Origin of the sequence: Streptomyces sp. NBC_01314, from assembly GCF_041435215.1 — a bacterium.
Classification (GTDB): Bacteria; Actinomycetota; Actinomycetes; order Streptomycetales; family Streptomycetaceae; genus Streptomyces.
Window position 1 is genome coordinate 4693709 of the sequence record NZ_CP108394.1, and the last position, 17551, is coordinate 4711259.

24 protein-coding genes and 2 pseudogenes are annotated in these 17551 nt (G+C 70.2%); 20 read left to right on the forward strand and 6 right to left on the reverse strand.

Annotated features, from left to right (window positions below; all coding sequences use genetic code 11):
• Positions 1 to 11 precede the first annotated feature (11 nt).
• Positions 12 to 338, reverse strand: a complete 327-nt coding sequence (locus OG622_RS20570; protein ID WP_371577941.1) for an ArsR/SmtB family transcription factor — start codon at positions 336 to 338, stop codon at positions 12 to 14.
• A gap of 114 nt (positions 339 to 452) precedes the next feature.
• Between OG622_RS20570 and OG622_RS20575 the strand changes: the two genes are divergently transcribed.
• From OG622_RS20575 to OG622_RS20625, 11 genes are all read left to right on the forward strand, one after another.
• Positions 453 to 1451: a zinc-binding alcohol dehydrogenase family protein gene (locus OG622_RS20575; protein ID WP_371577942.1), complete on the forward strand. Its 999-nt coding sequence runs from the start codon at positions 453 to 455 to the stop codon at positions 1449 to 1451.
• Positions 1452 to 1576: 125 nt separating this feature from the next.
• The gene (locus OG622_RS20580; protein ID WP_371577944.1) at positions 1577 to 2347 is read left to right on the forward strand and encodes a MerR family transcriptional regulator; all 771 of its coding nucleotides are present in this window, start codon (positions 1577 to 1579) and stop codon (positions 2345 to 2347) included.
• 78 nt (positions 2348 to 2425) lie between these two features.
• Positions 2426 to 2752, forward strand: coding sequence for a gas vesicle protein (locus OG622_RS20585; RefSeq protein WP_371577946.1), 327 nt, complete (start codon positions 2426 to 2428; stop codon positions 2750 to 2752).
• Positions 2753 to 2862: 110 nt separating this feature from the next.
• The gene (locus tag OG622_RS20590) at positions 2863 to 3318 is read left to right on the forward strand and encodes a gas vesicle structural protein GvpA (RefSeq protein ID WP_371577947.1); all 456 of its coding nucleotides are present in this window, start codon (positions 2863 to 2865) and stop codon (positions 3316 to 3318) included.
• 8 nt (positions 3319 to 3326) lie between these two features.
• The gene (locus OG622_RS20595) at positions 3327 to 4040 is read left to right on the forward strand and encodes a GvpL/GvpF family gas vesicle protein (RefSeq protein WP_371577948.1); all 714 of its coding nucleotides are present in this window, start codon (positions 3327 to 3329) and stop codon (positions 4038 to 4040) included.
• 96 nt (positions 4041 to 4136) lie between these two features.
• Entirely contained in the window at positions 4137 to 4400 is a 264-nt protein-coding gene (locus OG622_RS20600) for a gas vesicle protein GvpG (RefSeq protein ID WP_371577950.1), read from the forward strand.
• Positions 4397 to 5035, forward strand: a complete 639-nt coding sequence (locus tag OG622_RS20605; protein ID WP_371577952.1) for an ABC transporter substrate-binding protein — start codon at positions 4397 to 4399, stop codon at positions 5033 to 5035. Before OG622_RS20600 ends, OG622_RS20605 begins: the two co-directional genes overlap by 4 nt.
• Complete coding sequence (locus tag OG622_RS20610; protein WP_371577954.1) at positions 5028 to 6203, forward strand: SRPBCC family protein; 1176 nt, start codon at positions 5028 to 5030, stop codon at positions 6201 to 6203. Before OG622_RS20605 ends, OG622_RS20610 begins: the two co-directional genes overlap by 8 nt.
• The gene (gvpJ, locus tag OG622_RS20615) at positions 6200 to 6745 is read left to right on the forward strand and encodes a gas vesicle protein GvpJ (protein ID WP_371577955.1); all 546 of its coding nucleotides are present in this window, start codon (positions 6200 to 6202) and stop codon (positions 6743 to 6745) included. The genes OG622_RS20610 and gvpJ overlap by 4 nt, the downstream gene beginning before the upstream one ends.
• Before the next feature lie 33 nt (positions 6746 to 6778).
• Positions 6779 to 7096, forward strand: coding sequence for a gas vesicle protein (locus OG622_RS20620; protein ID WP_371577957.1), 318 nt, complete (start codon positions 6779 to 6781; stop codon positions 7094 to 7096).
• Positions 7077 to 7487, forward strand: a complete 411-nt coding sequence (locus OG622_RS20625; RefSeq protein WP_371577959.1) for a gas vesicle protein K — start codon at positions 7077 to 7079, stop codon at positions 7485 to 7487. The genes OG622_RS20620 and OG622_RS20625 overlap by 20 nt, the downstream gene beginning before the upstream one ends.
• A gap of 15 nt (positions 7488 to 7502) precedes the next feature.
• On the opposite strand, the pseudogene OG622_RS20630 reads toward OG622_RS20625, so the two are convergent.
• Positions 7503 to 7664: pseudogene (locus tag OG622_RS20630) on the reverse strand (response regulator transcription factor); the annotation flags it as partial.
• Positions 7665 to 7817: 153 nt separating this feature from the next.
• Between OG622_RS20630 and OG622_RS20635 the strand changes: the two are divergent.
• Positions 7818 to 8241: pseudogene (locus OG622_RS20635) on the forward strand (aldehyde dehydrogenase family protein); the annotation flags it as partial.
• 153 nt (positions 8242 to 8394) lie between these two features.
• Here the strand turns inward: OG622_RS20635 and OG622_RS20640 are convergent.
• Complete coding sequence (locus OG622_RS20640; protein ID WP_371577960.1) at positions 8395 to 9234, reverse strand: helix-turn-helix domain-containing protein; 840 nt, start codon at positions 9232 to 9234, stop codon at positions 8395 to 8397.
• Positions 9231 to 10091, reverse strand: coding sequence for a peptidoglycan-binding protein (locus tag OG622_RS20645; protein ID WP_371577962.1), 861 nt, complete (start codon positions 10089 to 10091; stop codon positions 9231 to 9233). Before OG622_RS20645 ends, OG622_RS20640 begins: the two co-directional genes overlap by 4 nt.
• A 1116-nt stretch (positions 10092 to 11207) precedes the next feature.
• On the opposite strand from OG622_RS20645, the gene OG622_RS20650 reads away from it, so the two are divergent.
• From OG622_RS20650 to OG622_RS20665, 4 genes are all read left to right on the forward strand, one after another.
• Complete coding sequence (locus tag OG622_RS20650) at positions 11208 to 11612, forward strand: hypothetical protein (RefSeq protein ID WP_371577964.1); 405 nt, start codon at positions 11208 to 11210, stop codon at positions 11610 to 11612.
• Between the two features lie 238 nt (positions 11613 to 11850).
• A complete protein-coding gene (locus tag OG622_RS20655) occupies positions 11851 to 12219 on the forward strand; it encodes an SH3 domain-containing protein (RefSeq protein ID WP_371577966.1) in 369 nt (122 codons plus the stop codon).
• 151 nt (positions 12220 to 12370) lie between these two features.
• On the forward strand, positions 12371 to 12727 hold the full coding sequence (locus tag OG622_RS20660; RefSeq protein ID WP_371577967.1) for a hypothetical protein: 357 nt from the start codon (positions 12371 to 12373) through the stop codon (positions 12725 to 12727).
• 29 nt (positions 12728 to 12756) lie between these two features.
• Positions 12757 to 13299 (forward strand): hypothetical protein, encoded by a 543-nt coding sequence (locus OG622_RS20665; protein ID WP_371577969.1) that lies wholly within the window; start codon positions 12757 to 12759, stop codon positions 13297 to 13299.
• A 470-nt stretch (positions 13300 to 13769) separates the two neighbouring features.
• Here the strand turns inward: OG622_RS20665 and OG622_RS20670 are convergent, their stop codons facing one another.
• Positions 13770 to 14051: a hypothetical protein gene (locus tag OG622_RS20670; RefSeq protein ID WP_371577970.1), complete on the reverse strand. Its 282-nt coding sequence runs from the start codon at positions 14049 to 14051 to the stop codon at positions 13770 to 13772.
• A gap of 220 nt (positions 14052 to 14271) precedes the next feature.
• Between OG622_RS20670 and OG622_RS20675 the strand changes: the two genes are divergently transcribed.
• The 4 genes from OG622_RS20675 (at position 14272) to OG622_RS20690 (ending at position 17034) form a co-directional block, all read left to right on the forward strand.
• Complete coding sequence (locus OG622_RS20675; RefSeq protein WP_371577972.1) at positions 14272 to 14754, forward strand: nucleoside deaminase; 483 nt, start codon at positions 14272 to 14274, stop codon at positions 14752 to 14754.
• Complete coding sequence (locus OG622_RS20680) at positions 14738 to 15712, forward strand: isopenicillin N synthase family dioxygenase (RefSeq protein WP_371577974.1); 975 nt, start codon at positions 14738 to 14740, stop codon at positions 15710 to 15712. The genes OG622_RS20675 and OG622_RS20680 overlap by 17 nt, the downstream gene beginning before the upstream one ends.
• Positions 15713 to 15866: 154 nt before the next feature.
• Positions 15867 to 16655: a hypothetical protein gene (locus OG622_RS20685; protein WP_371577975.1), complete on the forward strand. Its 789-nt coding sequence runs from the start codon at positions 15867 to 15869 to the stop codon at positions 16653 to 16655.
• A complete protein-coding gene (locus OG622_RS20690) occupies positions 16648 to 17034 on the forward strand; it encodes a GntR family transcriptional regulator (protein ID WP_371577976.1) in 387 nt (128 codons plus the stop codon). Before OG622_RS20685 ends, OG622_RS20690 begins: the two co-directional genes overlap by 8 nt.
• Positions 17035 to 17048: 14 nt before the next feature.
• Here the strand turns inward: OG622_RS20690 and OG622_RS20695 are convergent, their stop codons facing one another.
• Positions 17049 to 17486 carry a hypothetical protein gene (locus tag OG622_RS20695; RefSeq protein WP_371577978.1) on the reverse strand — a complete coding sequence of 146 codons (438 nt, stop codon included), beginning with the start codon at positions 17484 to 17486 and terminating at the stop codon, positions 17049 to 17051.
• Positions 17487 to 17551: the final 65 nt, after the last annotated feature.

The following is a 17551-nucleotide window of genomic DNA, read 5'->3' on the forward strand; positions in this document are numbered from 1 at the left end:
GCGCCGCTGTCTCAGTCCCCGCGCAGGACGAGGGTGAGCAGTCCCGGGAAGCGGGCGTCGAACTCCTCGCGGCGCAGGCGGTTGACGCGCCTGGCGCCCTCGTCGCGCTGTTCGACGAGTCCGGCGCCGCGGAGCACCGAGAAGTGGTGACTGAGGGCGGCCTTGCCGACCGGCACGTCGAAACTGCCGCAGCTGCGCGTCCAGACCGGGGAGCCCGCCAACTCCCGTACGAGCGCGACGCGTACGGGATCGGCGAGGGCTGCGAGGGCGGTCAGGACCGGGACGCCGTCGGGGTGGGTGTGCTCGGGGGCCGCCCGGTGACCGGCACGTTCCACCATGTCCGCCCCTCCCTCGCGCTCCTGGCGGAGCGTTCGCTTCTTGCAGAGTGTTCGACGAGAACCATACACTCGCGAGTGTTCGCTTTTCATTGAACAGTCGAGCGGGAGTCCGGCATGCGCGCGATCGAGTTCCAGGAGTACGGCGACCCCGAGGTCCTGAAGGTGGTGGAGGCGGAGGCCCCCGAACCGGGGCCCGGCCAGGTGAGCGTCGACGTGGCGTACGCGGGGGTGAACTTCGCCGACCTGAAGGCGCGAGCCGAGGGCTACCGGGTCCCGGCGCTTCCCTACCACCCCGGCCTGGAGGTCTCCGGACGGGTGCGTGCGCTCGGTGCGGGCGTCACGGGGCTGAGCGTCGGGCAGCGGGTGACCGCGCTGACGGACACGGGCGCGTACGCGGAGGTGGCGGTGGCCGACGCGCAGACCGTGTTCCCGCTGCCCGAGAGCGTCGGCCTCCGTACGGGCGCCACGCTCCCCACCGTGCTGCCGACGGCGTACGCGCTGGTGCACGCGGTGGGGCGGCTGCGGGCCGGTGAGACCGTCCTCGTGCAGGGCGCGGCGGGCGGGATCGGCACCGTGGCGGGGCAGTTGGCCAAGGCGGCGGGCGCGGGGGCGGTGTACGGGGTCGTGTCGGACGCGGCCAAGGCGAAGCACGCGCTGGACCACGGCTACGACGAGGTCTTCGCCGGCACCGGCACCGGGTTCTTCACGGATGAGGTGCGGGCCGCGACCGGAGGCCGTGGCGTCGACCTGGTGCTCGACCCCGTCGGCGGCGACACGCTCCGCGCCGGGCTCGCCTCCCTCGCCCCGTTCGGCCGCCTCGTCTCCTTCGGCAACGCGAGCGGGGAGCCGCCGTGGGCCGTGGGCCAGCCCGAGCTGTACGCCCTCGGCCTGACCGTCTCCGGGTTCTCCGTCCTCGCCCTCGCCAAGTCCGCCCCCGCCGAGCTGCGCACCCTCGCCGAGCGGGCCTTCGCCACGGTCGTCGACGGGGCGGTGTCCCTGCCGGTGACCGTGGAGTTCGGCCTGGCGGAGGCGGCGGAGGCCCACCGGCTGATGGGCACCCGCAAGAGCGTGGGGAAGCTGTTGCTGCGAGTGGGGGGCGAGGAGGACGCATAGAGGCACAGGGGCCGCCGCACCACCGCCGGTGACGAGCCTGCCGGCCTCCGCCCTCAGCCGACCGCCCCTCCCTCGACCGAGAACTCCCTCCCCCCACACAGCGGACCGCCCTACCCTTCGACCCGATGCCCCCGCCTGAACGAGCCTCCGCCCGCCTGCGCCCCGTCGACCTCGCCCGCCTCTCCGGCGTCTCCACGCAGCAGATCCGCAACTACGAGGAGGCCGGGGTGCTGCCGCCCGTGCCGCGCACGGACTCGGGGTACCGGGTCTTCGGGGACGCGCACCGGCGGGCGCTGCTGACATACCGGGCGCTGTCGAAGGGGTACGGGGCGGTGGCGGCGACGCGGATCATGCGGACCGTGCACGAGGGAGACGTGCCGGCGGCGCTGGCGCTGGTGGACGCGGCACACGCGGCGCTGCACACGGAGCGGGTGTCGTTGCGGGTGACGAGCGAGGCGCTTCGGACGCTGGCGGGGGAGCCCCCCGAGGACGACGTGCCCGGCGCCGACCTGCTGATCGGCGAGGTCGCCGCGCTGCTCGGCGTACGCACGTCGACGCTCCGCGTCTGGGAGGCCGCCGGCCTCCTCTCCCCCCGCCGCGAACGCGCCACCGGCTACCGCCACTACACACCCGACGAGGTACGCGACGCCCGCTTCATCCTCGCCCTCCGCCGCAACCACTACCTCCTCGACCACATCCGCCCCGTCCTCGACGACCTCCGCCACGAAGGCGGCACCGATGCCCTCCGCACCGCGGTCACGACCCGCCACACCACCCTGACCACGCGCACGGCGGCGATGCTGGAGGGGGCGGGCCACCTGCACACCTATCTGACGCCGCCCGCTCAACCCGTTCCGAGCGCCGACGCGGGCATACGGTCGCGCACCCCCTGCTGAGCAGCAATTCGCACATGCCACACAAAGGGTCAATGATGGACATGGACGGATAAAGGGGATGAGAGCGAGAAGGTGATGATGACGAACGGCCGCGAGTCGGAGAAGCGCCGTTCCTCGCCGCGGCGGGACGACGCCGCCGAGGAACGGGTTTCCGCGCCCGAGGCCATGCGGAGCGCGATCGAGCAGCTCACCCAGCTGCTGGGCCGCGCTCCCGAGTCCGTTTCCGCGCTGAAGCCGACCGACGAGGGCTGGGAGGCCCAGGTCGAGGTCCTGGAGCTGGAGCGCGTCCCGCAGACGACCAGTGTGATGGCCGCCTACCGGGTCGCTCTGGATCCCGCGGGCAAGCTGCTGGCGTACGAGCGCGGACGCCGGTACACGCGCGCACAGGTCGACCGGGGCCGCTGAGCCGCCGAGCCGCAGCCGCCAGTGAATGCGGAGAAACCTGGCGGCCGGTCGCCGGAACCACGGCTCTGAGCCCTCTCACCTACGGCTTCCCGTATGAAAGGGAAGAGATCGTGACTGTGGTGCCGCAGAGCGAGGGCGGCGCCGGTGCCGCCCGTGGGGGTGGTTCGGGGAACCTCTACGACGTGCTGGAGCTGGTTCTCGACCGGGGTCTCGTCATCGACGCGTTCGTACGGGTCTCCCTGGTGGGCATCGAGATCCTGAAGATCGACGCCCGGGTCGTGGTGGCCAGCGTAGACACGTATCTGCGCTTCGCGGAGGCGTGCAACCGGCTGGACCTGGAATCGGGGCGCAAGGCCCCCTCCCAGCTGACGGACATCGTCGGGGACACCACCGAGTCGGGCGCCCGGGGCAAGAGCAAGGGTGCGCTCACGGGCGCGGTCGAGGCCGTTTCCGAGTCGCTCAAGGGGCGCGGCGGGGACGACGAGCGTGAGTCCGGCCGCGAGAGGCAGCGCGTGCGTTCCGAACGGGGCGCGAGCCGCCGTTCGTCCAGGGACCGTGAGGAGTGAGCGAGCCGATGTCCGTGTACGTCTACGCGATCACCAAGGCGGAGCATCCGCTGGGCCTGGACGACGTCAAGGGCGTCGGTGAGGGCCCCGCCGAACTGCGTGCCGTCAGCAGCGGCGAGCTGAGCGCCGTCGTCAGCGAATCCCCCGAGGACCTCTCGGTCAGCCGCCGGGATGTGGAGGCGCACCATGAGGTCCAGGAACAGCTGTGGGCCGACGGCGCCATTCTGCCGTTGAGCTTCGGGTTCGTCGCCCAGGACGAGGCCGCCGTGGAAGCGCTGCTCCAGGAGCGGGCCGAGGCGTTCTCCCGGCGCCTCGACGAACTCACCGGGCGCGCGGAGTTCAACGTCAAGGGCGTGGCGGACGAGGACACCCTCCTGCGCGCCATCCTGACGGAATCCCCGCAGGCCCGTGAGCTGAACGAGGCGATCCGCGACGGCGGCGGTACGTACGACGACCGCCTGGCCCTCGGCGAACTCGTGGCCCAGGAGGTGCAGGGCAGGCAGGGGGCGCTGGGCGAGGAGGCCCTCGCCGCGCTACGGCCGTACGCCCTGGCCGAGCAGATCTCTCCCCCATCACAGCAGTACTTCGTGAACGCCTCCTTCCTGGTGGCCGACGAGAAGTCGGACGAGTTCGCCGAGGCCGGCGGGGAGCTGGCCGAGGCCCTGGGGGAGGGGGTGGAGCTGCGGCTGCGCGGGCCGCTGCCGCCGTACAGCTTCGTGTGACCACGCCTACGGGGTTCGTCCTACGGGTTCGCCCTACGGGTTCGTACGGACCTTCCCTTCGACTTGATTCGACTTGATTCGGCCTGAGGAGGCGTCGTGGTGGGACTGGTGGGGACCATTCTGACCTTGCCGTTCGCTCCCGTGCGGGGTGTCGGGTGGGTGATCGACCAGGTGCGGCAGGTCGCCGAGGACGAGTACTACGACCCGGGTCCCGTCCAGGAGGAGCTGGTGAAGCTGGAGCAGGCGCGGGGCGAGGGGCACATCGACGAGGAGGAGTTCGAGCGGCGCGAGGCGGAGTTGCTGCACCGGCTGGAGGAGATCAGCGCCTACCGGCTCCAGCAGAGGGAGACACAGCCATGAACAACGCCACGATCGGCGCGGCCGTCCTCGGCGGTTATCTGCTGGGGCGGACGAAGAAGGCCAAGCTCGCCCTTGGCCTCGGCGCCCTCCTGGCCGGATCCCGGGTCAGGCCCGGGCAGCTGGGCAAGGCACTCGACGCCCCGTTCCTCGGCGACCTCACCAAGCGGGTGCGCACCGAGTTGACGGACGCGAGCAAGGCCGCGGCGACCTCCGTACTGACATCGAAGGCCGACAGCCTGGCCGGAACCCTGCACGAACGCACCGCGGAACTGCGCGAGCGGGCCGAGGGGAACGGCGAGCCGGACGATGCCGATGCCGAGGACCAGGACCAGGACCAGGAGAACGACCAGGCCGAAGAAGACGAGGAGAAGGACGGGGAGGACGAGGAGACGGGCGGGGAAGACGAGGAAGAAGGCGCCGACGAGGACGCGAAGGCCGCGACGGGCCGGAAGAGGCCGGCCAAGAAGACCGGGGCGGGAACCTCGGCGCGCCGGAGCGGCGGCGGACGCTCGTCGACGCAGCCCGGCAGGTCGACGGCCGGGAAGAGCGCACCGCGCCCGGCGAAGAAGAGCGCCGCCGCGAGCCGCACCAAGAGCGGCAGTGGCTCACGGTCGAGGAGGCAGGACGATGGCTGAGGGCAGAACGGCGAAAGGCGGCTCGGCCGGTACCGGCACCCTCAGCAGGACGGACGCGGACGCCGCTGGGAACGGGCACGCGGGCACGAGCCGGCTGAAGGAGGAACTGGAGGACTACATCGAGGCCCGCCTCTCGGTGATGCTCCAGGACGTGGGCCACGGGCTGGGCACGGGGGCGCGCAAGCTGAGCGACATGAGCGCGGAGACCCTGACGGCTACCGCGTCCCACGCGAAGGACGCGCTGGCCGACAGGGCGAAGGACGTGACCGGCAAGGCCAAGGACGTCACCGGCAAGGCCAAGGACGTCACCGGCAAGGCGAAGGACGTCACCGAGAAGGCGAAGGACGCCGTCGGCAAGAAGGGCGGCAAGGACCCCTCGGGCGGCAGCGGCAAGGGACACACCATCATCGAGGACATCGACGTGGGTGTCCCGGTGCGCGAGGCGTACGACCAGTGGACGCAGTTCGAGGAGTTCGAAAGGTTCGCCAAGGGTGTGGTGGGCGTCGATCAGAAGGACGAGGTCACGACCCAGTGGCACGTCAAGGTCGCCAAGTCGAACCGTCACTGGCGCGGCAACATCACCGAACAGGTGCCCGACGAGCGCATCGCCTGGACCTCCGAGGGCGACAAGGCCACCACCAGGGGCGTCGTCACCTTCCACCCGCTCGGGGACAACCTCACCAAGGTGCTGCTCGTCCTTGAGTACTTCCCCAAGGGACTCTTCGAGAAGGTGGGCGGCCTGTTCCGGGCCCAGGGCCGCCGCGCCCGCCTCGACCTCAAGCTCTACCGCACGTTCGTCATGATGCGCGGCGAGGCCACCGGCGGCTGGCGCGGCGAGATCCGCGACGGAGAGGTCCAGGAGCCGGAGCCGGAGGCGGAGGACGAGGAAGAGGGGCGGGTCGGCAAGGAAGCGGACGACGACGAAGAGAACAGGTACGACGAGGAGGACCGGTACGACGAGGACGAAGAACCCCGGGCCGAGGACGACGACGGCTACGCCCCCGAGGAAGAGGAAGAGGAAGGCGAGCCGGAGGAGGACGACGAGGCAGCGGACGAGGCAGCGGACGAGTACGAGGACGACGAGGAAGAACCCGAGAGCGATGAGGATGAGTTGGAGGACGACGGGCAGCGGGCCGGCACGAGGTCGAGGAGGTCGAGCGAGCCGTGACCCAGTCCGACTCCCCCGTTCCCTCCCCGTCGCGCAACCCCTACCCCTACGGCGGCGGCGGTCAGGGCTCCAGCGCGAACCTCGCCGACATCCTTGAACGGGTCCTCGACAAGGGCATCGTCATCGTCGGCGACATCAAGATCAACCTGCTCGACATCGAGCTGCTCACCATCAAACTGCGCCTCCTGGTGGCCTCGGTCGACAAGGCCAAGGAGATCGGCATCGACTGGTGGGAGCACGACCCCGCCCTCTCCTCCCGCGCGTCCCGCCACGACGGCCGGCGCTCCCTGGCCGACGAGAACGAGCGACTCCGCGCCGAGGTGAGGGAGCTGCGCGAACGCGTCGAGGAGTCCGCCCCGGAGCTGCCCCCGGCCGCGACCGACACGCCGGAGCGCCACCGCCCCCGCGCCGCCGAGCGCAGGCCCCGCGAGACGGCACCACGCGAGACGGCACCACGCGAGGAACGCCGTACGGAGGAACCGCGGCGCAAGCGGCGCAAGGCACCGGCGGTGAACGACGAGGACGACGAGAACCGGGGCTGACGAGAACCGGGGCTGAGGAGGGCTTCGCCGAGGATGAGCACGTACGGCGACCACGACGCCGCCTACTCCTACGACGGCTACGACGGCTACGACCGCCCGATCAGCGGGCGGCAGGTGGCGCTGATCGACCTGCTCGACCGACTGCTGAGCGGCGGTGTCGTCCTCACCGGGGACCTCGTCCTGAGCGTCGCGGACATCGACCTGGTGCGGGTCTCGCTGCGCGCGGTGATCGTCGCCGTCCGCGAACAGATGGACGAGCAGTGGGCGCTGTCCCTGCCGGAGCGCACGGCCCCGGAACCCGAGCGGACGCCCTTGGAAGGAGGCGGCGCCCATGACGACCCCCCTGTATGACGGCGGCCCCCACACCGACCGCCTCCGCGAGGTCACCGAAGCCGCGACCCGCGCGTTCTCCCTGCTGCCCGCCCGGCCGGAAGAGGTCGCCCCGCCACCTCCCGGTCGGGGCGGAGCCGTGGCCCGCCGACTGCGCACCGACCCCGACACGGTGGAACGCGACCTCGTCCGTCTCGTCCTCACCATCGTCGAACTGCTCCGCCAGCTGATGGAACGCCAGGCCCTCCACCGCGTCGACCAGGGCGGCCTCACCGAGGACCAGGAAGAACGCCTCGGCATGACCCTGATGGTCCTCCACGACCGCATGACCGAACTCTGCGACCGCTACGGCCTCACCCTCGAAGACCTCAACCTCGACCTCGGCCCTCTGGGCACCCTTCTCCCGCCCTGATCCGCGCGGACGGCCTCAGCCACCGGGCTTCACCAGCCCCGTCTCGTACGCGACCACGACCGCCTGCGCCCTGCTGCCCAGCGCCAGCTTGGTCATGGTGCGGTTGAGGTGCGTCTTCACGGTCGCCTCACTGATGTAGAGCCGGTCGGCGATCTCCAGGTTGGACAGACCGCGCGATGAGTCTGATCAGCGGGGGAGCCGGCACGGGGAAGACGGTGATTGCCGGGCGGGTCGCGGCGGCGGCCAGGGCGTCGGGATGGCCTGTGACGGTGTTGGACGGTCTGCGGGAGACGGTGCCCGATGCGTTGTCTGGAGGGATCTTGGATGTGATACGTCGAACTCGGGCGGAAGGAAGGCGCGGTGGTCGTCGCGGGCGGCGAACGGCCGCCGTACGACCGGGGGTTCTATGTCGCCCCGACCCTGCTGGCCGACTGCACGAACGACATGCGGGTGGCCCGGGAGGAGATCTTCGGTCCGGTGGTGACCGTCATCCCTTCGACGACGAGGAGGAGGGCGTCGCGCTGGCCAACGACAGCGAGTACGGGCTCATCGACTACGTCTGGTCCGGCGATGTGGCCCGCGCGTTCCGGGTCGCCCGGCGGCTACGGGCGGGCGGGGTGGGCGTGAACACCGTCGGACGGAATATGGAAGCGCCGTTCGGGGGGGGTTCAAGCGGAGCGGGGTGGGGCGCGATGTGGGGTCGTACGCGCTGCATGCGTACGGGGAGGTGCAGGCGGTCGTCTGGGCGGGATGAGCGCGAGTACGGCCGCGGCCCGGACCGCCGCCTCGGGGTGAGGCGGGGGTACGGGCCGACGGAGTTGGTGTGGCTGCGCGGGGATCAGCAGGGGTCGGCCGCCGGAGGTGCGGTGCTCGGCACGGGCAGCACTCGGCCGGGAGAAACACCCCGTCAGGAGTCGAAGCACTCCCGGTCCGTGCCGCCCGCTGGAATGAAGCACAGCCGTAGGTCGGTCCGGTTCGGGCCGCCGATCATCGGCGTGAAACGGTAGACGCCCGTATCCGCGGCGTTTCTGACGACGACTCGATGCGACCGGGCGCCGGGGGCCGAGACCTCGATCGCGTCCCCGACCTTCGAATGCCAGATCCGGCCCCACGCGGCAGCGCACACCTGGCTGTACCGGATCTCCACCCTCGCATCGGTGCTGGTGGGGTGCGGCGGACCGAGCGAGTCCACCCTGCCGGGCAGTCCGCAGGCCATCGGGCTGGGATCCTTCCCGTCACACGCCTTCCCCTGGCATCCGGGGATGGGATCCAGCGCGGGGGACGCCGGGCTTCCGGCGGCGCTGTGGCTCCGCAGAGACTGCGCCGCCAACATCGCCACTGCGACCACACCCACACCGGCGATGAACAGCCCCTGGCGCCGAACCCTCCGGTGGACGCCCGGCGCGCCCACAGCAGCTGCGGGCACCAGGGCGGACATGGGCAAGGATGTAGGCGCGGACGTGGGCGGGGGCTCGGCAGAGGGGCGGGTGTGCCGGGCACGCCCGCTCCACTCGGTGTCCGCCAGTTCCCACAGCGCGAGCAGCCGCCCGGCGGGCTCCCCCGCCATCGCGCACAGCGCCTCGACGGCCTGCCGGGGTACTGGCTTCTTCCCGTTGAGATATCGCTCCCAGGACGACTTGCTGTACGCCGTGCGCTCGGCCAGCGCCGCCAGGCTCAGGCCCGTCAGCGCCCTCGTTTCGCGGAGCCCCTCGGCCAGTGCCACGCACTCCGGTGCGGAACCGGTCATCCGCGCAGCGCCTGCCAGGTGTGCGGGCCCACGACGCCGTCCGCCGGCAGCCCGGCCTTCTTCTGCAGACGCATCACGGCCGCGATGGTCTGCTGCCCGTAGACCCCGTCGACGACGCCCGGCTCCAACTGGCGATAGCCCAGCAGGCACTGGGCCTCCACCACGTCCCAGCCCGGTCCGGCAAGGACGGCGGTACGCGTGGCGCTGTATCCGGCGACCAGCCTCCCGCCTGCCGCGCCGGTCCGGCGGACCTTGCAGGAGTACGACTTGTCCGGCTTGAAGACGTACCAGCCCAGCCCCTCGGTAGAGGTGTTGTTGCTGTTGGTACCGGCATTGGCATCGGTACTGGTGGTGTTACTGCTGCTCGGCTGTGGGCCGTCCAGCGCCGTCTGCGCCTTGTCGCCCCCGCCGTCGTCATCGCCCCAGGGCGCGGCGATCAGCATTCCGGCGCACATCCCCACGAGTGCGGCGGCCACCACGGCAGCGAGGGCGACGGGCCGGCGCACCCCCGGCGGCTGCCCGGCCCCCAACACCGCGGGCCCCTCATCCGAGGCGCCGGGCCCCTCCGCCGATGCCGTAGAACCTGCGGTCGCACCGGAAGGCTCGGCAGCCGCCTCGCTCCGTGCCCCCTGCTCGCCGCCGTCGCCTTCCGCACCGGCCGACGAGGACGACGCGATCCGCTGCGGCCACGCTTCCTCGGCCACCTCATGCAGCACCAGCAGCCGGACCGGGTCCGCCCCCGCGACCCGCGCCAGCTCCTCCACCGCGTGCCGCGGCGGCAGCGCCTTCCCGTTGAGGTAGCGATCCCACGACGAGCGGCTGTATCCGGTCTTGCCCGCGAGCACGTCCAGGCTCAACCCGCTGCGGTCCTTCAATCTCCGCAACTGCACCACGAGTTGCCGGACTCTCTGGTCCAGAGAATCCGGCAGTTCCTTCCAACGCGACACGCCCCACCCCAATACGCATCAGACCCCCCAGGGCTCCCGCCCCCTGCCCTGTTAGTACACCTCGCGCGGGCTCCAGGGCCAGGCCGACGCTCCACACCGATGTCCTCAGCCATGGCCCCGCGAGGGACTGGCGTCCCAGCGATGCCGCATCACTCCGGACATCCCAGCAGGTCAACGCGTGAGACGTCCCACGGTGTCCCAACGGGGCCGGTCTCGCTGGCCCGGATCCGGACTGACCAGCAGTCTCTGTGGTGCAACCAGACGGCGCGGTCCACCCGCACCGTCCTCACGGGGAGGAGGCCGAATCGTGAACGCACGACAGCGCACCGCCTCGCGGTGTCAGAACCCGGACAGCCCGCTGTACCAACGGCGGAGCAGCAGGCCGAATCGGCCTCCCGGAGCTGGCGCAAATTCATCTACGGCCAGTCATCAACCCCGTGGTGGACACCCGCGGGCCCACACCCGCCCGCTTCATCTCGACAAGGAGACCATCATGCGTATCAACATGCGCCGCGCCACCCTCGGCGCCGGGTCCATCGCCGCCGCAGTCGTCCTCGACTGAAGACCCTCAAGAGCGCCGGCGGCTGCGCGATCAACGTCACCGGCGGCACCAAGGTCGGCCACTCCAACCCTGACGGCGACTACAGCCACTACCAGGGCTTCAAGGCGGACATCAACCCGAAGGCAAGAAGTACATACCAACGAACCCTCGGGCGGCGGCACTTTCTTCAGCGTGATGATCAACGACAAGGACGTGACGGCCGAGGCGTGCGCTCACTGGGGAAGCAGCACTGAGTGCACGGGCGGCTACTGATCAGCTGCCGACGCCACCTCGCGGTCACCCTCGGCAGCGGCGCCCCGCTCGCCGCCGGACTCTTACGGCCAACCCCGCCTGTACCGGCGGGGGCCTCTCGGTCCTCGCCGGGCCGATGGCGCCTGCTTCCGCCACAGGCTCCTTCTCAGCCGGCTGCTTCGTACCCGTATGTCTGCCGACCCAACTCCACCTCCACAGGAAGTCTCGCGACCATGCTGAAGCTCCACGGCACCAAGCGGAAGGTCCTCGTCACCGGAGCCGCCCTGGCCGGTGCGCTCGCCCTCGCCGCCGGGCCGGCCTACGCCTCCTCCACCAACGTCTCCGGCCAGGTCGGCGGGAGCTACACCTACTACGGGACCGGGCGGACGATCACGGCCAACGGTTCGAACGTCTACCTCCAGGTCACCAACACGCCCGGCGTGGCCATGAAGGTCAAGTGGTACAAGTGCGACAACCGCTCCGTGCACGGCTCGGACGTGGAGGTAGGCGACGGACGGCGGCACCTGATCGGCTCCAACTTCAGGTCCGGCACGGTCTTCTGCCTGGCGGCTGCCGCGGACCTCAGCGAGACGAAGGTCAACTGGAGCGGCACCCTCAACTGGAACGTCAACTCCTGACGGGCTCACGAGGCGCGACACACAACTGCGAGGCCCGGCTCGGCACGCGTCCAGCCGCACGGCGAACAGCGGCACGTACCGCAGGAGTTACCCCGGTTCGCACAGGAATCGCGGCAGAACCTCGGCTTTCGATCTCGCTGTGACGAAATGAATGACCCGAATAGCCAAGCCTCGCTCAGAAACTCTCAGAGAGGCTCAGGCAGGCCCCGATGCCCGGTCCCGGGCGAAAGCAGGTCAGATGAACATCAGGCGTTTCACAGTCATAGCCGTCGTTGCGGCTGCCTGCACCATTGCTGCACCGGCGGTGAGCCAAGCGGCCGCGCCCAACGTCGCAAAGAGTGCCGCAGTAGCGGCGGCCAGCGCGAATGCGTTGGGCCACTTCACCGGAAACGGTGTCAATATCCGCTCCGGCCCCGGCGCCGGATACACCTCCTTGGGTCAGGGGCAGAGCGGCCAAGGCGTCGACATCACGTGCTACTACTACGTCAACTACGGCGACAGCGGGCAGAAGTGGTATTACCTCAAAAACAGAGCGACCGGCGTGACCGGCTTCGTCAGCAGTGCATACATCAGGGTGACCAGCGGCGGTGTCGGCTACTGCCTCTGAACTTTTCCCGGATCGCAAAGTTTGCTTATCGACCGGGTCGGCATGACTCGTCCCAGTGCTCGTACAGCTGACGTTGCCCGATGAGTGGTTAGGGATCGAATCGAATCCGCGCCACGCGAAACCCGAAATTACCCTTACTGAAAGGCATGCCATGAACCGCAAGATCTCCGTCCTGCTCAGCACCGGCGCACTGCTGGCCGCCGGGTTGTCCGTGATCTCCGCACCCGCGGCACAGGCTGACGCATACCAGTGCGACGATCGAGCTGTCTGCTTTTTCAAGAACGGACTCCTCCCGACCGGGACCTACAAGGACTTCACCTCGACCTGGCAGACCCTCGGCGTCAGCAAGGGTGCCACCAAGGTGTGGAACACCCGCCACGACGACGGCGCGCTGCTGCACTTCACCAATGGGCAAACGCGGTGCATCCGCCCGGGCGTCCTCAACGAGAACCTCGCGAGCATCGGGACCGTGGACAAGATTCGGATCATGACATCGCCCAGCTGCTGACGACGTACCCCGGACAGAATAGGAAAGCCATGAAGCGTAAGATCTACGCCGCCCTGGGCACCACCGCCCTGCTGGCCGCCGGGCTCCTCACGACCCCCGCGACCGCCACCGCGCAGGAGACCGGCACCCAGCAGGTATCCGCCGCCGCAGTCACCAAGATCAGCCACTCCCAAGCAACGACCCGATTCCGCGATGCCGGGATCACTTGGGTGTCCAGCGGCAACTGCTCCAACCGCAACCAGTCCAACTGCACGTCATTCGAGCAGCTCAACCGTGACAGCGCCCTCGGCGCCGTCACACTGAAGAACGCCACCGACTGCGCGCTGACCATCACCGGCGGCACGGAGATCGGACACGCCGGCGGCACCGCCGGCGGCACCAAGAGTCACTGGAACGGCTACAAGCTGGACTTCAGCCCGACAAGCTGTGTCTCCAACTACATCACCCGCAACTTCACCCGGATAGCCGACCGCGGCGACGGCGCCGCGCAGTACAAGGCCGGATCCGGCAACATCTACGCCCGCGAGAGCAACCACTGGGACGTCACCTTCCACAACTGCGGCGGCTGCTAGCCTCGCCGTTTCGCTTGGGTACGTCGGCTGTTGCGGCGGAAACGCGAAAGTGCCTTCCTGAACTGGGACGATGAACCTTGCTGAGGGGTTCTGTCGGTCCAGGCGGAGGGCACTTTCTACGTGCAGGGTATCGGGTTACGTCCCAAGATCCATGTCAGTGCCGATGGTTCGGGGGTGGTCGGTCATGCCGGGGCACGACTACGGATATCAGCGACCTGGCCCTGGAGAAACGAACTCGCCACAGCCTTCCACCGCCTCGCCGCACTGCCCCGGCCCGCCGGCTGACCGGCAACCCCTGACCGCCCACAACCCGAAAGACCTTGGAGAACCCGACCACCGCGCCGGGACTCCACCATGCCAAAGCAGCGAAAACGCCTCGCCCACCTGACAGTTGACAATCAACGACGTCTCATCAGCCCAACCGAAACGGCGAGGCTAGCTGCTTGCCAAGGAGTGCGTACGAGGTCGAATTACCTCGATCGTGTGATGGTCGGTTTCCGGGCTTGCGGTGTCCGGAGGTAGACCAGGGCGATCAGGGCATCGGCCCATGCGTCGACGGGCCGCCAGTAGCCGTACGGGTCGGGCCAGTTGCGCAGCATGGTGCTGGAGATCCAGACCGGCACCCCCGCGTAGACGGTGTCCGCCACCTGCGGGAAGACCCGGCGAACCCCTTTGTTCCACGGGCGCGGCGCGAACAGCGCCGACGCCTGGGTCCGGAGCGCTCGCTCCACCCGGTTCTCGACCACAGCCACACCCCTGGTGATACGTCGGCGGAACACCCTGGCCGCAGGCGTGGTTCGACCCATGGTCGAACGAGAGCGAACGGCCCCTCCGGCCGGCTGCCGCCCCTGGCCCGGCTCTGCGCCGGAGTGTCCCAGACCGGCCCGGCCCGGGCCACCACTCGGGCCATCGCTCGGGCCATCGCTCGGGCCATCGTCAGTAGGCCCGCCGATTCGGGGGCAGAGTGAGCCCATGCACGAGTCGAAGTCACCGCCCCAGACCGGCGCCCAGTCCCGCGCCTGGCTGGCCATCGCCGTCGAGGAGGCCCGCGCCGGCCTCGCCGAGGGCGGAATCCCGATCGGCGCCGCCCTCTACGGCCCGGACGGCACCCTCCTGGGGCGCGGCCACAACCGCCGCGTCCAGGACGGCGATCCCTCCACACACGCCGAGACGGCCGCGTTCCGCGCGGCGGGGCGGCAGCGGACGTATCGCGGTACGACGATGGTGACGACGCTGTCGCCGTGCTGGTACTGCTCCGGCCTGGTACGGCAGTTCGGGATCTCCCGGGTCGTGATCGGGGAGGCGTCCACCTTCCACGGCGGGCACGACTGGCTCGCCGAACACGGCGTGGAGATCGTGGTGCTGGACGACCCGGAGTGCGTGTCGCTGATGCGCGACTTCATCAAGCACAACCCGGCTCTCTGGAACGAGGACATCGGTGACATCGGTGAGTAGGCCCCGCATCCCCACCATCGATCTGCGCCCCTGGCGCGACGGCGGCCCCGAGGCCCGCGCCGGCATCGCCCGTACCGTCGACGAGGCGCTCCAGAGCGCCGGATTCCTTCTGGTCACCGGCCATGGGGTCGATCCGACCCTCCGGACGCGTATCCGCAAGGCCGCTCGGGCCTTCTTCGTACTGCCCGTCGAGGCCAAGCAGGCGTACGAGGTGAAGGTCGGCGGGCGCGGCTGGCTCGGGCCGGGGGCCGAGGCGAACGGGTACGCGGAGGGGACGGAGACCCCGCCGGACCTCAAGGAGTCGCTGACGTTCGCGACGCACGAACCGTTCGACGACCCGGTCGTGAACGCGGAGTGGTACGCGCCGAACGTGTGGCCGGCGGAGGTGCCGGAGCTGCGGGCGCTCTGCGAGGAGTACCTGGCGCGGATGGGCGAGCTGGAGAACCTGCTGCTCTCCCTCCTCGGCGAGGCCCTCGGTCTGGAACCGGACTTCTTCTCCCGGCACATGAGCCATCCCACCTACGGTTTCAACATCAACTGGTATCCGGGCACGGAGGTCATCGGCGACCCGGTGCCGGGCCAGTTCCGGATCGGCCCGCACACCGACTTCGGCACGGTCACGATCCTGGACCGGCAGGCGGGCAAGGGCGGACTCCAGGTGTTCACGGACGAGGGCGGCTGGGAGGACGCCCCGTACGACCCCGCCGCCTTCACCATCAACATCGGTGACCTGATGGCCCGTTGGACCGGCGACCGCTGGCGTTCCGGACGCCACCGCGTCCTGCCGCCCCCGGCCGACGAACCCGCCGAGGAGCTGATGTCGCTGGTCTACTTCGGCGAGTGCACCCCGGGCACGGTCGTCGAGTCCGTGCCGGCGCCGGTCGGGCGGGTGGCGCACCCACCGGTGGACTCGCACGTGTACCTGCGGGCGCAACTGGACTCGATCACCGTCGACTGACCGTTCCGTTCCTTCGTCGCACCACGGGAACCCCCTCGCCCCGGAAGCCGTCTCCCCGTGCGTCATCACCTTGTATCGAGCGTTTGACACAAGATCCCTGCCGGGGCATCTTGTATCTACTGCTTGATACAAGATGATCCGGGGGGATCTCCGCATGCTCGACACCGCCCCGCTCCAACACCGGTTCCTCGACCACGCCGACCACTACGCCCGCTGGTCCGGGCTGGCCATAGGGCTCGTGGTCGCACAGGCACTGTCCACGCTGGGGGACGTCGAGTTCGAGCAGCGCGTGGTCTTCTGCATCACGGCCTTCGGCCTGTGCGCGGTGGCCGGCGTCCTGCTCGCCGATGCCCTGACCCTGCGCCCCCAGGAGGCCGTCCGCACCGCAAGTCTCGCCCCGCGCCTGGTCAGAGACCATGTGCCACCGCACATGGGCCCCCTGATCGCCCTCCAGGGGCTCTCCCTCGCAGTCCTGCTGGTGATCACGGCCGCCACAGCCTCCGTCGACCCCGACCGCATCTTCAGTACGGGGAAGGCCCTCACCCTCACCTGCAACGGGATGCGCGCGACCACCGGCCCCTGGCCCGGCCTGTACTACACCCTCCCGATGTTCGGCGCGCTCGCCATAGCCACCCCCACCTGCGTCTGGGCCCTGCGCCGCATCGCCCACGGTCCGGGCGAGGAGCAGCAGCGCCGCGACCGCGCGTGGGCGGTCACCGGGGCCTGGGGCCTGCTGGTGTCGAGCCAGCAGCTGTACGCCGTGCTGATGGTCTCCCTCGCTCTGACGGAGACGGGCTGCGCCGGTGCGCTCGGCGTGCTCACCTTCTGGGTGTTCTACCCGCTGGCCCTGCTGAACCTGTTCACCGCCGTCTGGTCCCTGGTCACCGTGGTGGCCCCCCGCGCCGTCGCCGACGAGGCAGCGGGGTCGTCCGACGATGAGTGAGGCCGCCGTCCGCGTCGACACCACCAGCCAGGTACCGCCGTACGAGCAGATCCGCGCGCAACTCGCCGCGCTGATCGTCACCGGACGGCTGGCCGAGGGCGACCGGCTGCCGACCGTGCGCCAGCTGGCCACGGACCTCGGGCTGGCACCGGGCACCGTCGCCCGCGCCTACCGCGAACTGGAAGCCGGTGAACTGATCCGCACCCGCCGGGGCGCGGGCACCCGGGTGGCGGCGCCCCCCACCGGCCCGACCCGCCCGTACGCCGTCCAACTCGCCACCCTCGCCCGCGACTTCACCTCCTCCGCCCGCGCCCTGGGCGCCGACACCGAGGCCATCCTGACCGCCGTCCGCGACGCCCTGGGCCCCGACCGGTCCTGAGCGAGCCCGCCCAGTCACAGAGGCACCTCCTCCAGCGGCTCCAGCGGCTCCAGCACCGAGTAGTCCCCGAAGCTCCGGCGGTAGCGCAGGTGCCGCGTCTCCTGCGTGTGTCCGCGCTGCCACTCCTCCACCGCCGCCGGATCAGTCCGCATGCCCGACTCCGCGCCGCACTCCGTCTCGTCGCCCGAGACGCACCGCGCCTCGTACTCCGGCTCCGCCGTCGCGTCCTGCGCGATGACGTACGGCACGTACCGGAGCACACGGCGCGGGCGGGCGCCTCCGGCATGCTCCCGTCGCTGATGGTGACGCAGCAACACGTTCGCGTCGGTCTCCGCGCTCCCGTCGTACCGGGCCCGCGCCTCGTCCCGCCGTACGGCCAACCCGGCGCACGTCGCACAGCCGGGCACGGGAACAGGCGGGCGACCGAGATCACTCTCATATCTCTGACGCACCTTCACACCCTCCTCTTCGACCGACGGTTGACCGCTTTCACCTGTGCCCCGATCCGCTCCGTCGC